The organism is Sphingobacterium sp. B29, from assembly GCF_001952815.1.
GTDB lineage: Bacteria > Bacteroidota > Bacteroidia > Sphingobacteriales > Sphingobacteriaceae > Sphingobacterium > Sphingobacterium siyangense.
Genome location: NZ_CP019158.1, coordinates 1064970 through 1080544, shown reverse-complemented (window position 1 = coordinate 1080544; position 15575 = coordinate 1064970). Strand labels below are relative to the sequence as shown.

Genomic DNA, 15575 nt, shown 5'->3' with positions numbered 1-15575 from the left:
TCCCATGATCTATGCTTATCTGATCTGTCCATTTCCACGGACAATCCATTTCTCTGTTACCAATTTTTCTAATGCAAATGGTCCGCGGGCATGTAACTTTTGGGTCGAGATACCGATTTCTGCTCCCAAACCAAACTCACCACCATCTGTAAAACGTGTTGATGCATTGGCATATACCGCAGCAGCATCCACTGTGTTCAAAAATTGTTCGATATGGAGTTCACTGGAAGAAACAATACACTCCGAATGTTTGGAAGAATATTTTGCGATATGCTCCAAAGCTTCGTCCAAACCCGAGACCGTCTTTATTGAACACTTCAAATCTAAAAATTCTCTTCCAAAATCATCTTCTTCTGCGCGCTTTAAATTTGAATAATTTTCACCTTGCAGTACCTCATAAGCTGTAGGATCCGCAAAAACTTCCACCTGAGCATCTTCAAAATAAGTTTTCAATTTCTGTAGAAACTCGGGAGCAATAGTGCGATCGACCAAAACAGTATCTAAAGAATTACACACCGATGGCCTGGAAATTTTAGCATTAGCAACAATTTTAGCTGCCATATCCAAATCTGCTGTACGGTCCACATACGTATGGCATACTCCCGCTCCTGTTTCAATGACAGGCACCTTAGCGTGCTCCCTGACATAATCAATCAATGACTGTGAGCCACGTGGTATGATAATATCCACATATTGGGTAGCTTCCAATAATTCCGAAACATGCTTCCTCTCAACAGGCAACAGTTGCACAATAGTTGTTGCGATACCATGCAGCTCCAAAATATTATGGATCACTTTCAACAGCGCTTCGTTGGTGTATAAAGCATCAGAACCACCACGCAATAGACAAACGTTACCCGATTGAATACATAGTGCAGCAACATCTATCGTCACATTGGGTCGCGATTCATAGATTACCCCAACGACACCGAGTGGAACCGTAATTTTCTCGATCTCCAATCCATTCGGCAATATCTTTTTTAGTAATAGCTGATCTGTTGGGTCTGCTAGCTGGGCTATCTGCTTAACACTGTCAGCCAAGCCTTTTAGACGATCGCTATTGAGCAAAAGACGATCCTTTTTGGGGTCGTCATCAGACATACGATCCAAATCAATCTTATTGGCTTGTAATATAGCTGCAGTATGCGCGACAAGACCATCTGCGATGGCATTTAAAATAGTTATTTTGGTATCAGGAGCCAGTTGTTGCAAAATTTGTTTTGCTTTGGCCGCCGCCTGAAGTTGTTTTACGATGGATTCACTCATAACAATACGATATCATTTGCATGTGCAATTTCTACATTTTTTTTACTGGTCTGGGACAAAGCGGATGAATCCATCTTCGCCCGCGCTACGGCAACGGTTAAGCCTTCTAGATTGACGATATTTAACACTTCTCCTTTTTCAAAATGTTCAACGATACGGGTTACCCCTACAGCTAGCAAACTTTTATGTTTCAATAATGCTTCTTCCGCTCCACGGTCAACCATCAATTCCCCTTTTATCAAACTTCCACTCGCAAGCCATTTCTTGCGGGAAGAGATCTTCTTACTTTGAGCCAGGCACAATGTACCAGTCTCGTGCTTAACCGCTTTTTGGATCGCCTCTTCGGTTTGCATACTAAAAATGACAACAGCGATCCCCATTTGATTAGCCAATCGGGCAAAGTTCAATTTCGAGGTCATTCCCCCCAATCCTACTGAGGATTTATCCTTCCTTGCCAAACCTAAGATATCCCGATCGATGGTTTCAATTTGCGGTATAATCTTGTTGTTTGCATCCAACACACCGGGGACGGAAGTACTAAACAGCAATTTTTCGGCACCAAAACCAACAGCAATCAAGGTTGCCAGCTCATCATTATCTGAAAACTTCAGTTCTTTATTACTCACCACATCATTTTCATTTGCGATTGGAATAACATTGTTCCGCCACAATTCCTCATACGTATTTTTCAATTGTAGAAATTGATCTCGATTGGAAAAATGATGTCGCTCACATAAACTCTGCGCCAATGAAATTTTAAACGGTCGGAAATAAGTTGAATACGTATTAATCAATATGGGGTTCCCAATTGCAGCAGCGGCCTTTCGCTCAGATAACGTTCCCGTATAACTGGGCAGAAAACGTTTACCCGCAGCAACAGCACCTGAAGAGACCAAGACAATATTGTATTTCTTTTGTAAGGAAGCAATCTGCCTAGCGATCTCCAAAACAATACGTTCATCAACTTCTCCCTCTTTCGTGGTAATAGAAGCCGATCCAAATTTGACAACGAGAATTGGCTTTTTCATTTTTTAGTATGTTTTAGTTTAGATTTGAGCACTAATTTACTGAGAAGAATTTGATTTACGCAAAATATGTTAACAATTGAACAATATAATTCAATTGAAAATCGCATGAAATAAGGTCGATTCCAATGGATCAGGAGACATCCGATGTGAAAGAAAGGAAAATAGTTAGCATAGATTTCAGAGGTCAATATAGATCTCTGAGCTTAGTACAAATGCCCTGAAGATGAAAACATAAAACTTGAGCTTACAAAAAAGCAGCAAATCCGATGATAACGCTTCAAAAAAAACAGGTTCTTTCTGAGGCGATATCGTTGATGGAGTGCTGCTTCCCGTTAAAGTTATATTAGTTGCTATTTTTTCAGTATCTGATGGAGGTCAAATCGTAAGCCAACATTGAACGTACGGTTATAGAGTTTTACATTTTCATTGACGCTCATATCCTTCATCCCATAATTGGAGCCAATAAAGAAACCATAGCCCCCATTCCATTTGTAACCTAAGTTAAAACCCAAACCATAGTCTGAAGGATTGGTCGTTGCATCGTAAAATTTTCCATCATTATTATTCACAGACATCTGTATACCATAATAGGGACTAGCAGCAAGATAAATCCGACCTTCTCCAACCGTAATATTATAAGCTATGTTTAAAGGAATATCGATCGCATTTCTTCGGTATGTTGTCCAGTTATTTTCAAGGGCATGCTTTGCCTCCATACCATTTTGGGTAAAGTTTACTTCAGGCTGAATAGAGAGTCCACCAACGAGCGGTATTTCAAGAAAAAGCCCTGCTGTAACACCCGAAATGCTTCGGAAGCTATAACTGTGCGTTCGTTTATTGGATACCAATGATCCGGCATTTGTGTACCCGGCGTTTATACCGTAGGAAATTTTACTTTGGCAGAACGCTGTGGAAAGCACAGAAAACAGTATTATACTGCAGATTAAATGTTTCATATGTGGTCAATTTATTTACAATTGCCACAAATATGCACGACGGAATCTTAATTTAAACGCTATTTAGCGTTGTTTAACAAATCTTAATATTGATTAACAATAATTAATACATATTAACAAACCAGCTTCCTTTACGATGGGAATCGCTCTTCATAGAGCTTCTCCAAGGAGAACATTTCATCACGATATTTCGCTGCTTCCAAGAAGTCCATTTCTTTTGCAGCTTTGTCCATTTTCTTCCTTACGTTATCGATCGCCTTCTTCAAATCTTTCTCACTGAGGTATTGCATCACTGGGTCAGCTGCAATGGCTTGCGACGGATCAGGTTCAACATAAATTTTAGGTTCAATACCCGAAAAATCAGCAACAGAAGTCTGCTCCAGAATCTCCTCCCTTGTTTTGCCGACTGTACGCGGTGTAATGCCATGTTCCAAGTTATATTTCATCTGCTTGTCTCTGCGACGATTGGTTTCATCTATAGTGACACGCATACTATCCGTCATTTTATCGGCATACATAATAACCCGACCTTTATCATTCCGGGCAGCCCGACCAATCGTCTGAATAAGAGATCGTTCGGAACGCAGAAAGCCCTCTTTATCCGCATCGAGAATAGCGACAAGCGTAACTTCAGGCAAATCAAGCCCCTCACGGAGTAAGTTCACCCCGACCAGAATATCAAATTCGCCCAAGCGAAGACCCCGTAAGATTTCCACACGCTCCAAGGTTTTAATTTCGGAGTGAATATAACGGACTTTTAAATTCAGCTTGGTCATATATTTGGAAAGCTCTTCGGCCATGCGTTTGGTCAATGTAGTAGCCAAAACACGCCCTCCTTCTTTGATGGTCTTATCGACCTCTTCCAAGAAATCATCGACCTGATTGATCGCTGGCCGTACTTCAATAATCGGATCCAAAAGTCCTGTTGGACGAATGACCTGCTCAACAACAACACCTTCGGTCTGCTGCAGTTCGTAATCGCCCGGAGTCGCGGACACATAAATCGTCTGATTCGTCAGGGATTCAAACTCCGGAAAGTTTAAAGGTCTGTTATCCAAAGCTGCTGGTAACCTAAACCCATGTTCCACCAAGGAAACTTTTCGCGACCGGTCACCACCATACATCGCACGCAATTGTGGTAAGGTGACGTGGCTTTCATCAATGACCAACAGGTAATCCTCCGGAAAATAATCCAGCAAACAGAACGGACGCATCCCCGGTTGTCTACCATCGAAAAAGCGGGAATAATTTTCAATTCCCGAGCAATAGCCCAGTTCACGCATCATTTCCAAATCATAATTGACCCGCTCTTCCAAACGCTTCGCTTCAAGCATTAAGCCCTCCTCTTCCAGTTGCGTTTTCCGTTGCATCAATTCATCTTGAATAGCCCAGATCGATTCTTTGAATTTTTCCTTCGGTGTAACGAAAAGGTTTGCCGGAAAAAGAGCAAGATCTTCCATCTTATTGAGCGTTTTACCTGAAATAGGATCGATCTCACTCAGTTCATCAATTTCATCCCCAAAGAATGAAATCCGAATGGCATTATCCAAGTATGCCGGAAACACATCCACCGTATCACCTTTAACACGAAAGGTACCCCGTTTAAACTCTGCGGTCGTCCGTGAATATAAGATCTCGACCAATTTATGCAGGAAAGCATTTCTTGTGACAGTCATACCGACACCAAAACGAAAAATAGATCGGGAGAAATCCTCCGGATTTCCCATACCGTAGATACAGGATACCGAAGAAACGACAACAATATCACGCCGACCCGACATCAATGACGACGTAGTCGCCAAACGTAACTTTTCGATTTCTTCGTTAATCGCTAAATCCTTCTCAATGTAGGTATTTGTCGAAGCAATAAAAGCTTCGGGTTGATAATAATCGTAATAAGACACAAAATAGTTGACCGAATTATTGGGAAAGAACTGCTTGAATTCACCGTACAACTGGGCCGCCAATGTTTTATTGTGACTTAAAATCAATGTTGGCTTTTGTGTTTCCTGAATCACATTGGCAACAGTAAAGGTCTTACCCGATCCCGTTACCCCCAAAAGCGTCTGGTATTGCTCTGCCTGCTCTACCCCTGCTACCAACTGCTTAATTGCTTCTGGCTGATCGCCTGTGGGTTTGTACTCCGATGTCAATTCAAATTTCATATACTTCCTATTTCTTAAAGAAAACTATTCAGGCCTTTTTCAGCAAACATTGCACCACGAATTGCTTGAGCCGTGGGCTCAAAAACAGTCTTTATGATCCGATGGTTTCAATCTGCTAACAAGAGAATTTTTCGACCTGTAGCCCAGGCCAAATCCTCTTATGGTCTTACACAAATTTACTAAAAATTTTACCATTTTAGCGCAAACTATAATAATACCATAGATGTTATTACTTTCAATTGATTATTTATTATCTTTAGTTTAATTGAACTAGCACACACGCCATGGTCACTATTCTATCTACCCAAAATAGCATTGCAAATCATTTTATTGCCGAGCTGAGAGATATCACTATTCAACAGGATCGCATGCGCTTTCGTCGGAATCTGGAACGATTAGGTGAAATTTTCGCTTATGAAATCAGCAAGACGATGGCCTACAAACCCGTTGAAGTTGAAACTCCGCTAGGTGTGGCCAAAACCCATCTCTTGATGGAACAACCCGTACTCGCTACAATTCTGAGAGCGGGCCTTCCTTTTCATCAGGGACTTTTAAATGTTTTTGATCAGGCCGATAACACCTTCATTGCAGCCTATCGGCATACAAAAAAGAGCGGCGAGTTTGAAATTCATAAGGAATATGTCAATACACCAAACTTAGATAACCGTACAGTAATCATTGTAGACCCCATGCTGGCTACAGGAAAGAGCCTCGTTTTATGCTGTAAGGATCTCCTGGCCGAATATGACATCAACGAATTACACATTGTTGCAGCCATTGCATCCGAAGAAGGACTAAACCACGTTCAGGCTTTTGTACCCACGGCGCATATCTGGGTTGGTGACGTCGACCACGAACTGACCTCAAAAGCCTATATTGTACCTGGGCTCGGTGATGCCGGAGACCTGGCCTATGGTGTAAAACACCATTAATGTGGATAAATTATTTAAAACTAAATTAACACTTAGCTCATTGAAATTCAGTAAATTTATGTCAATGATGAAGTTTAATTTTTTTATATCTAATTTATATCGCTATGAGATGGCAAAAATACAATGGCGAATCCATTCGCTCCACGATTTTCGATGCTGTTGAAGAAGTCATTAAACGAGAAGATGCCCTAGGGAATAAGCTCAAGGTTTATATCGGCACCGATTCCCAAGTCAAGAGAGGCATCATCGACTTCGCAACAGTCATCGTCTTTCTCCGGGAACATAAAGGTGGATTTATGTTTATCCAACGGGACAAAAGGCACCACCGAATGAGCATTAAAGAAAGGATGCTACTCGAAGTCCAAAAATCCATCGATATAGCCTATCAACTCTGCCCCCTCCTCGAAAAACACAAAGTAGACCTCGAAGTCCACGCCGACATCAACACCAATCCAAATTTCCAGTCAAATGTTGCCCTGAAAGAAGCCATGGGCTATATTATGGGTATGGGATTTGTTTTTAAGGCCAAGCCCGAGTCTTTTGCCAGTACCAATTGTGCTAATAAACAGGTTCAATAATTGACTATAAGGCAGACTTTGTATATTTAGGGTGTAATTTTTAATACACCACATGCATGAATTTTTTCAGCAGATTGCACGTCAATTTGCCCAGACCTCTTGGCTCGAATGGTTAGGTACCCTGACAGGCTTTCTTTGTGTCTATTTGGCCGCTAAGCAAAATATATGGAACTGGCCGATTAGTATCATCAGCGTGGCGTCCTATGCTATTCTGTTTTATGATGCCAAACTATATGGAGATACTGTACTGCAATTCTACTTTCTGTCTACTGCTGTTTATGGCTGGTATTATTGGATAAAACGAAAAGAAGAAAAAAAGAAACCCATCGTCAAAGCCAGCAAGGGGCAGTTGCTCCTTTGCCTCCTGGCAATCCTCGTCCTGACACTGTCAATCGGTTATCTCCTCGACAGCAAGACAAATTCCGATGTTCCTTATATTGACGCTTTCTGCACGTCCGTAAGTTTTGTTGCTCAATTTCTGATGACACGCAAAGTACTTCAAAACTGGCTCTTATGGGTATTTGTGGATATTTGTTATATCCCGCTCTATATACACAAAGACCTTATGCTGACCGCAGTACTCTACCTTGTTTTCACACTCATAGCTTGGAATGGCTATCGCGATTGGCAGAAAACCTATAAAAATTTTGCGTAATATTGCCTATCAAAACGATCGATGTGGGAAAAGATTTCATAAAAATTGCCGTTGTTGGCCCCGAGTCCACCGGAAAATCAACGATGGCACAATTTCTTGCCAAGGAATTTCAGACGGTATGCGTGCCCGAATATTCACGTTATTATTGCCAAAGCCTCAACAATAAATATACCTTACAGGACGAAGTCAATATGTTTTATGGACAGGTCGCCTTGGAGGAAGCGCTGGTCCCTTTAGCACAAGGACAGCTCCTCATCTGTGACACTACCTTCCTTACGGTAAAAATTTGGTCAGATCATCTTTTCGGTCACACTCCACAGGAAGTCACCGATAAAATTCAACAACATGTTTATGACCTTTATCTGCTGATGGATATCGATCTACCCTGGCAGGACGATCCACTACGGGATTTCCCCGAACAGCGCGAACATTTCATGGAGATCTGGAAAAGCGAATTGAACGCCATTAATGCGAATTATCGTCTTGTTTCGGGTCTCGGCGACCAACGTCTTGAAAATGGACTTCATGCTGTAAAAGATTTTCTGACATTGATTTGAGACAAGTGTCTTGACGAAGCAGCCTTTTACAGCTATATTTGTAGGAATAAAGTATAGCATGTTGTTTATGCGGAGTAAGTATACTTGCCCGGCGACAGAAAGCTTTATAAACACAATTAAAATAGAATATTAACATTTTACTTAAGAAATAATGTATCCAGAATATTTAGTAACTCCAATGCGTCAAGAGTTAGTTGATGCGGGATTCGAAGAATTAAAAACACCTGAAGCAGTTGATCAGGCTATCGCATCAGAAGGAACTGTTTTTGTGGTTGTAAACTCTGTTTGTGGTTGCGCTGCTGCAAATGCACGTCCTGCTGCAAAAGCTGCTGTAAAAAACGAAAAACACCCAGCTAAATTGGTGACTGTTTTCGCAGGTATGGAAACTGATGCAGTAAACACTGCACGTAACTACATGTTGCCTTACCCTCCATCTTCACCAGCAATGGCTTTATTTAAAGACGGGAAATTGGTACACATGATTGAAAGACATATGATTGAAGGTCGCCCGGCACAAATGATTGCTGACAATTTAGTTGCAGCATTTGACGAGTACTGTTAATCACGTATTTTGATTTTTGAATTAAAAAGGCTGTCCAAGTTATTTGGATAGCCTTTTTTGTCTATTGGATAATTCGTATTTTCCTTACTTTTCCTGCACGTCCCATTTCAAAACTTGACAGATGGTCTCCTGTCCGAACAATATGCGGCAACTCAGCATAAGCGCCTCACGTAAGCCAATTCGATCAGCTAAAGCAATTCGATCAGCCAAAACCTCAAGTCCGCATATCCAGCAGACCTAGCCCCAAGTCTAGTTTCAGTTTATTAAAAGCTTTTTCCTATTTTTAGGTTATGAAAACCTTCCCAATAATCATTTTTTTGTTCTGCTTGACGATCATATCATGTTCACCGCAAACGAAAGTGGACCTTATTGTTTATCATGCGCAAGTATATACTGTAGATTCGGCTTTTAGTACAGCACATGCTTTTGCTGTCAAAGATGGTAAGTTTATGGCCATTGGTTCCGATGAAGAAATACAGCGAAAGTACAAAGCAATAGAAAAAATTGACGCACAGGGGAAGGCCGTTTATCCGGGATTCTACGATGCCCATGCGCATTTATTTGACGAGGCCGAACTAATGGATCAAGTCGACCTAAACGGCGCCGATTCTTTCGAGGAGGTTATTCAACGTGTCAAAAACTACCAACAAAAAAACCCAGGCAAAACTTGGCTGATCGGTGGTGGCTGGGACCAAAATCGCTGGAAAGATAAAACTTTCCCAACCAAGAACCTACTCGATAAAGCTTTCCCGGATATCCCCGTCTACCTCATGCGTGTAGATTATCATGCGGCGGTTGCGAACTCCAAAGCACTCGAATGGGCAAAATTAACGAGTATCCCCATCATTCGCGGCGGTGTAGTCGGCGGGACTAATGATACTCCCAATGGTCTCTTGATCGACAATGCAATGGATCTTGTCAATAAGACAATTCCGGTTCCGAGTGAAAAAGAATATTTAAGAATGCTCAAGCGGACGCAAGACTCTCTCCTTTCCGTTGGCCTTACCTCCATTGTAGACGCAGGTTTATCAAAAGAAAGACTCGATCTGCTAAAAAAATACTATCGGGAAGGGCAGTTGAAAATTAGAGATTATGCCATGATCCTAGGCAATCCCCAAAATATAAAGTCATTTATCGATCAGGGTTTCTATGAAACAGACCGTTTCGAGATCAAAGGATTTAAACTGCTCGCCGATGGCGCATTGGGATCCCGTGGTGCATGCCTCCTTGCGCATTACCATGATGCCCCCACCCACGGCTTTCTCCTCCATAGCCCTCAAGATTACGAAGCAATGATCAAACAGATTGCCGAAAGTAAGTTTCAGGCAAATACCCATGCGATAGGCGATTCGGCCAATCGTATTATATTGGATATTTATGGCAAATACCTCCACAATAATGGCGATCGTAGATGGCGAATCGAGCACGCCCAAATTATATCGCCTGCAGATTTTGATAAGTTTCGAAAGTATCAAATCATACCATCTGTACAACCCACACATGCAACCTCCGATATGTACTGGGCCAAAGATCGACTCGGTGAAGAACGTATGAAAGGCGCTTACGCTTATAAGCATCTGTTGGAAGAATATGGAAAACTCGCATTGGGGAGTGATTTTCCGGTCGAACATTTCAATCCCTTATATGGTTTCCACGCGGCAGTAGCCCGCGTCGACAAAAAAGGGTATCCTAGCCACGGATTTCAGATGCAAGACGCGATAAGCCGTGAAGACGCTTTGAAAGGAATGACAATCTGGGCTGCATACTCCTGTTTTCAGGAGAAAAAAAGAGGAAGTATCGAAGTGGGAAAAGATGCCGATTTTGTTATCCTCGAAAAGGATATCTTGAAAATTCCGAATGAGCAACTGCGAAATGTAAAAACAGAACGGACAGTAATTGCAGGTGAGACTGTGTTTAAAAGATAACAATAGCGCATATGCCTAAATATGTCTACTAAACTTATATCGCTAACCATACAACATAGTTAACAAAAAAGATAGCTAACAAATCAACATTTATTCACCTGCAGTAACCTGCCCTAGAGAGGATTACAAGGAAAATTTAGAATAAATTTTCCTGATTACGAATATTTCGTATATTTACGATATAAACATACATTTATGAAATATTCATTACCATTCCTATTATCCTTAGCGACGCAGCTGTTATTTGCACAAGAGCGTACTCCAGCGATCGCAAAAGTACATTACGAATTCAAGCATGTAAATGATAGCACCCAACGGGATCAATTTATACGCGATGAAACAGTCGTTTACCTGAATCAACAGGCCAGCTACTACACATCATATTCATCCAAGCGCATGCAAGATGAGGTCAAAAAACAAATGGAGGGCCCCAGTTTCGACGGTACACTAAACATTACTACTCGCTCGACACCATCAAGCTCTTCCTATTTATTAGACGCCAATCAGAACAAAATGACCGAAGTGGTTAGCGTTGCCAGTGACAATTTTGCCATTCCACAGGCTTATCCTACTCAAGATTGGGAAATACTGGGTGACCGCAAAGAAATTGGTGGCTACAATTGCCAGAACGCAAAAACAACATTCAAAGGCCGGACCTATATCGCCTGGTTTACAACCGAGCTACCGTTTTCCTATGGTCCGTGGAAACTTCATGGTCTTCCTGGCCTAATTCTGGATGCCCGTGACACAAAAAATGAGGTGATTTTTGCTTACGCCGGATTCGACAAAATTGAGGATGGCAAAACATCAGTGGCCCTGCCGCAAAACGCCATCGTAAGTACTGCAGAAGAGGTAAAAAAAAATTCAGGAAGCCTTTAAGGCTAATCCACAAGCTTATATGCAAGCCCAATCGGGAAAAAACAGAACCATCAGTGTAGGTTCATCGGGCAGTATGGTTGCAGTTAGATCCAGTTCCGGCTCCGGAGGAGGCTCCCCTGCCGGTGCTTTGGATCCGTCAAAAATAAAGAGTTTCAATATTTCAAGAGACGATAAATACAAACCTTCAAAAGTTACCAACAATCCGATAGAGCTGACGCCTTAATGAAAGTATTTTTATGTTTATTTATATTCGTTTTGCTTGGGCAAATAACCTTTGCCCAGCAAACGATTAGTGGAACGGTCCAAGTGGATAAGACGCAGCATCCCGTACCCTTTGCCAGTGTCAACATCCTTTCAGACAACAAAATTATCGCTTTCAAACCGACAGATAAAGAAGGGCGTTTTACAATTACATTAACAAAGGACTATGCAAGCCTCTACCTGCAGATCAATCACCTTACTTACGAAAAATTTGAACTCAAACTTGGCACGCAGACATCCAATCTTCGGATCGCCCTCGTACCAAAAACCAATCTACTACAAGATGTCATTGTAAAGAGCAAACCTAAAGTAAGCCGTTCAAATGATACAATCTCCTACGACGTCGGGTCTTTTGCCAAAGAAGAGGATCGAAATATAGGCGACGTAATCAAACGTCTTCCGGGTATGGAAGTTACCGAATCGGGTCTTATTAAATACCAGGACAAAACCGTTTCTAAACTTTACATTGACGGTGACGATCTATTGGAAAATCGCTATGGTGTAGGTACACGGACAATCCCGCATAAAATGGTAAAGGACATTCAGGTACTCGACAATCACGAACATTATAAAGTCCTTAAAAATAAAAGATTTACAGACGACGTCGCCATAAATCTCGTTATCAAAGAGGAAGCAAAGCTAAAACTCACTGGGCAAGCCAAAATTGGCGTCGGCACGCCCAATCTCTATGATCCCGAATTGAACTCAATCCTATTCAACAAAAAAGTTAAGATGTTGAATGTCCTCAGCGGTAATAATACAGGCATTGATCTTTCCGGAGATATCATCGGCGCCAATCAGTCCTCTTTACTGGCCAAGTTTGGCAGCTCGCCCATCAACAACCTCCTGGCGACGAGCACAACAGGCAGTCCAAATATTCCTAAAAACAACTATTATTTCAACAATACAGGTTCGCTAAACACCAATAACCTATACAACCTCAAGAATCACTGGCAGCTAAAATCAAATATTCAGGTTTTATACGACAACGATAGGCAAAATAATGCCGCAAGCACACAATACCTGCTCGATGATGGCGACGTCTATTTTAATGAGCAAAATCATCTGAAAACAGCGCGATGGCTTGGCGCAGCCAGACTTTCGGCATCCACCAATACGGAAAAGAAATATGCGAGTAATGCCTTGTCATTTGAGTATGAAAAAAAAGATATAACAGCATTGTTGGCAAACTCTTCAGGCCAGATCGAGCAGTTCCAAAAACACCACATCAAGGGATTCAGCAACTTGTTTAGCTATATACCCCAACTTAAAAACAATGACATTATTGCAATCAACTGGTCTTTAAATTATGGTAATAAACCACAGACTTTACAGATCTATCCCGGCGTTTTTCCAGAAATACTCAACGATAGCATTCCCTATAAAAGTAGCCGCCAGCAAATTGAAATTCCTTCCTTTTTTACGGAGATCAGTACAGGTTATCGCTTCAATAAAGGCAGAATCAAACAATACTATCAAATTGGCTTCAATACAGATCGCCAACACTTCAACTCGCTCCTTACAATAGCGGATAATGATCAACATATTCGAGCATTGGGCGATAATACCCGTAATGATCTGTATTGGAGCAGGTCCCAAGCATTTATTACTCCTCAATATTCCTGGAAAACAAATCGGTTTGAAACCCAGCTCGACATCCCGGTAACCTATTTATTTACCCATTATGAAGACGTCAGTCATCAGCTGTCCACGTCCAAAAATTCCATGCTGATCAATCCTAATTTAAAAGCGAGATGGCAGGTTTCTCAAGAAGACTATCTTCAATTTAACTATCAATTTGCGCAGGACATTGGTAACATAGAAGATATATACCGTGGTGCGGTATTACGGAACTATAGAATGCTCAGCCAAAATAATGCAGCGCTAAATGAATCCAAAAAACATACATTTAATCTCAATTATAATTTAGCCCGCACCCTAAAAGTATTATTTGCAAATGCTGGTATTAGCTATTCAAGATCGCTTTCCAACACGATATTATCTTCCGTTATAAAAAATAACATCACCGAAAATATCTTGGTCAATATGGATAACCTGCAGGAGCGCTGGTCTTCTCAGATCGGGTTTGATAAATACATTTTCCCCCTGGCAAGTACCCTCAAACTAAAAGGAAGCATTTCTCACTTCAAATACAATCAATTGTTAAACAATGCCCTAGTCCCTATTCGAAGTATGAGCTATCTATTTCAACCCAGTATAGAAGCTAAAGTCTTTACATCTTATAACATTTCCTATTCTGGACTATTCAATTGGAGCAGGAGTAAACAACAGGGCCTGGACAATACGATCCAAAATAAAACCACCACAATGATGCATAATATAGGTTTTCCGACCAGCCCATTCAAAAATGGCTTTATGCGGCTAAACCTGCGCAATCTTGCCACCTTTCAAACAAACATGAAGAATGCAAGTTATACCTTCATAGACTTTTTTACGCGCTACAAGGTCAACAAGTGGAAAATGGACTTCGAATTGGAAATGAATAATTTGGCCAATATCAAAAACTATCGTACTTATCTGATGACGGCCAATATGATTTCCCAGAATGAATTTGAACTTCGCGGGAGAACAATTTTACTCCGCACAGTTTTTAACCTTTAAAGCATCAGACTCCATCGAAAAGAAACAATTGCCTTGAGCTATTAAAAAAAGAAGCCTGAGCAAAAAATCACTCAGGCTTCTTTTTATATCTTGCGAAAAAAGTATTCTTCGTTAAAAAACTTTAGAACTATTTTCTATTGCATATCGAATAGATGTTTCTCAGCATGATAAGAAGAACGAACCAACGGTCCAGACTCCACATACTTGAATCCCATTTCTAAACCAATTTTCTGATATTTCTCAAACTGTGCAGGTGTAATCCATTCGATTACAGGATGGTGAGCTTTCGTAGGCTGTAAATACTGACCCAATGTCAAAATATGTACCCCGACGTTATATAAATCTTGCATTGCCTCGATAACATCTTCCTCAGTTTCACCTAGGCCAAGCATAATTCCCGATTTTGTACGGAGTCCAGCTTCAGAAATGCGACGTAGGCACTCGAGTGAACGATCGTATTTAGCCTGAACGCGAACTTCTCTTGTCAAACGACGGACAGTTTCGAGGTTGTGCGAAACAACTTCGGGACGCACTGCGATCACGCGGTCCAAATTATCCCATTGTCCTTTAAAATCTGGCAAAAGTGTTTCTAGGGTTGTTTCTGGGCTTTCTCTACGGATTGCGTTGATTGTCTCCGCCCATATTACCGAACCACCATCTTTTAGATCATCACGATCCACCGAAGTGATCACACAGTGTTTTACCTGCATTAACTTGACAGAATTGGCGACACGATTGGGTTCATCCAAATCAACTGCCAAAGGACGACCGGTTGCTACCGCACAAAATGAACAAGAACGCGTACAGATATTTCCCAAAATCATGAAGGTTGCCGTTCCAGCGCCCCAACATTCGCCCATATTCGGGCAATTTCCACTCTCACAAATTGTATGTAATTTATGCTCGTCTACAAGACTTCTGACATGTCTATATTCTTTACCAACAGGCAATTTGACACGCAACCAATCAGGCTTGCGTTGTGCAGGAGTTGCCGGAATAACTGGAAGTTCAATCATACAACAAAGTTAAGGATTAAAAATGTAATTTCTAACCGTCAATTTGTTGGTTTTATATCATAATAAATGACCGATTGCCACCAATTATAGAATTATGAAACAAAAATTAGGATATTTGTGTTGATTATCATTAATCTAATAACAAAACTATGCGACTGAGCCGATCTTTATCC

Annotated in this window: 14 protein-coding genes; 9 read left to right on the top strand and 5 right to left on the bottom strand. The window is 41.2% G+C overall.

Annotation, left to right across the window (positions count from 1 at the left end):
* Positions 1 to 15 precede the first annotated feature (15 nt).
* The 4 genes from BV902_RS04610 to uvrB form a co-directional block, all read right to left on the bottom strand.
* Complete coding sequence (locus tag BV902_RS04610) at positions 16 to 1266, bottom strand: glutamate-5-semialdehyde dehydrogenase (RefSeq protein WP_075990956.1); 1251 nt, start codon at positions 1264 to 1266, stop codon at positions 16 to 18.
* The gene (gene proB, locus BV902_RS04605) at positions 1263 to 2294 is read right to left on the bottom strand and encodes a glutamate 5-kinase (RefSeq protein WP_046672306.1); all 1032 of its coding nucleotides are present in this window, start codon (positions 2292 to 2294) and stop codon (positions 1263 to 1265) included. The genes BV902_RS04610 and proB overlap by 4 nt, the downstream gene beginning before the upstream one ends.
* 350 nt (positions 2295 to 2644) lie before the next feature.
* Complete coding sequence (locus BV902_RS04600) at positions 2645 to 3250, bottom strand: porin family protein (RefSeq protein WP_075990955.1); 606 nt, start codon at positions 3248 to 3250, stop codon at positions 2645 to 2647.
* Positions 3251 to 3381: 131 nt separating this feature from the next.
* The gene (gene uvrB / locus BV902_RS04595; protein ID WP_075990954.1) at positions 3382 to 5415 is read right to left on the bottom strand and encodes an excinuclease ABC subunit UvrB; all 2034 of its coding nucleotides are present in this window, start codon (positions 5413 to 5415) and stop codon (positions 3382 to 3384) included.
* Between the two features lie 284 nt (positions 5416 to 5699).
* On the opposite strand from uvrB, the gene upp reads away from it, so the two are divergent.
* The 9 genes from upp to BV902_RS04550 all read left to right on the top strand — a co-directional run bounded on the left by upp (position 5700) and on the right by BV902_RS04550 (position 14386).
* Positions 5700 to 6347 carry a uracil phosphoribosyltransferase gene (upp, locus tag BV902_RS04590; RefSeq protein ID WP_075990953.1) on the top strand — a complete coding sequence of 216 codons (648 nt, stop codon included), beginning with the start codon at positions 5700 to 5702 and terminating at the stop codon, positions 6345 to 6347.
* Between the two features lie 104 nt (positions 6348 to 6451).
* Positions 6452 to 6925 carry a ribonuclease H-like YkuK family protein gene (locus BV902_RS04585; RefSeq protein WP_046672303.1) on the top strand — a complete coding sequence of 158 codons (474 nt, stop codon included), beginning with the start codon at positions 6452 to 6454 and terminating at the stop codon, positions 6923 to 6925.
* A 52-nt stretch (positions 6926 to 6977) separates the two neighbouring features.
* Positions 6978 to 7580 (top strand): nicotinamide riboside transporter PnuC, encoded by a 603-nt coding sequence (pnuC, locus tag BV902_RS04580; protein ID WP_075990952.1) that lies wholly within the window; start codon positions 6978 to 6980, stop codon positions 7578 to 7580.
* Between the two features lie 23 nt (positions 7581 to 7603).
* Positions 7604 to 8137, top strand: a complete 534-nt coding sequence (locus tag BV902_RS04575; RefSeq protein WP_075994623.1) for an AAA family ATPase — start codon at positions 7604 to 7606, stop codon at positions 8135 to 8137.
* A gap of 151 nt (positions 8138 to 8288) precedes the next feature.
* Positions 8289 to 8699 carry a BrxA/BrxB family bacilliredoxin gene (locus BV902_RS04570; protein ID WP_070563263.1) on the top strand — a complete coding sequence of 137 codons (411 nt, stop codon included), beginning with the start codon at positions 8289 to 8291 and terminating at the stop codon, positions 8697 to 8699.
* 359 nt (positions 8700 to 9058) lie between these two features.
* Positions 9059 to 10624, top strand: a complete 1566-nt coding sequence (locus tag BV902_RS04565) for an amidohydrolase (RefSeq protein WP_237241954.1) — start codon at positions 9059 to 9061, stop codon at positions 10622 to 10624.
* A gap of 195 nt (positions 10625 to 10819) precedes the next feature.
* Positions 10820 to 11503, top strand: coding sequence for a GLPGLI family protein (locus BV902_RS04560; protein WP_075990950.1), 684 nt, complete (start codon positions 10820 to 10822; stop codon positions 11501 to 11503).
* A 19-nt stretch (positions 11504 to 11522) separates the two neighbouring features.
* Positions 11523 to 11726, top strand: a complete 204-nt coding sequence (locus BV902_RS04555; RefSeq protein WP_075990949.1) for a hypothetical protein — start codon at positions 11523 to 11525, stop codon at positions 11724 to 11726.
* The gene (locus tag BV902_RS04550) at positions 11726 to 14386 is read left to right on the top strand and encodes a hypothetical protein (RefSeq protein WP_075990948.1); all 2661 of its coding nucleotides are present in this window, start codon (positions 11726 to 11728) and stop codon (positions 14384 to 14386) included. Before BV902_RS04555 ends, BV902_RS04550 begins: the two co-directional genes overlap by 1 nt.
* Positions 14387 to 14520: 134 nt before the next feature.
* On the opposite strand, the gene lipA is transcribed toward BV902_RS04550, so the two are convergent.
* Complete coding sequence (gene lipA, locus BV902_RS04545) at positions 14521 to 15402, bottom strand: lipoyl synthase (RefSeq protein ID WP_075990947.1); 882 nt, start codon at positions 15400 to 15402, stop codon at positions 14521 to 14523.
* Positions 15403 to 15575 lie beyond the last annotated feature (173 nt).

Excerpts from the sequence above, each read along its gene's own strand:
- BV902_RS04560 (WP_075990950.1), top strand. The coding sequence starts at position 10,820 with ATGAAATATTCATTACCATTCCTATTATCCTTAGCGACGCAGCTGTTA.
- upp (WP_075990953.1), top strand. The coding sequence starts at position 5,700 with ATGGTCACTATTCTATCTACCCAAAATAGCATTGCAAATCATTTTATT.
- BV902_RS04555 (WP_075990949.1), top strand. The coding sequence starts at position 11,523 with ATGCAAGCCCAATCGGGAAAAAACAGAACCATCAGTGTAGGTTCATCG.
- BV902_RS04570 (WP_070563263.1), top strand. The coding sequence starts at position 8,289 with ATGTATCCAGAATATTTAGTAACTCCAATGCGTCAAGAGTTAGTTGAT.
- BV902_RS04610 (WP_075990956.1), bottom strand. The coding sequence starts at position 1,266 with ATGAGTGAATCCATCGTAAAACAACTTCAGGCGGCGGCCAAAGCAAAA.
- BV902_RS04550 (WP_075990948.1), top strand. The coding sequence starts at position 11,726 with ATGAAAGTATTTTTATGTTTATTTATATTCGTTTTGCTTGGGCAAATA.
- pnuC (WP_075990952.1), top strand. The coding sequence starts at position 6,978 with ATGCATGAATTTTTTCAGCAGATTGCACGTCAATTTGCCCAGACCTCT.
- uvrB (WP_075990954.1), bottom strand. The coding sequence starts at position 5,415 with ATGAAATTTGAATTGACATCGGAGTACAAACCCACAGGCGATCAGCCA.
- proB (WP_046672306.1), bottom strand. The coding sequence starts at position 2,294 with ATGAAAAAGCCAATTCTCGTTGTCAAATTTGGATCGGCTTCTATTACC.
- lipA (WP_075990947.1), bottom strand. The coding sequence starts at position 15,402 with ATGATTGAACTTCCAGTTATTCCGGCAACTCCTGCACAACGCAAGCCT.
- BV902_RS04585 (WP_046672303.1), top strand. The coding sequence starts at position 6,452 with ATGAGATGGCAAAAATACAATGGCGAATCCATTCGCTCCACGATTTTC.
- BV902_RS04600 (WP_075990955.1), bottom strand. The coding sequence starts at position 3,250 with ATGAAACATTTAATCTGCAGTATAATACTGTTTTCTGTGCTTTCCACA.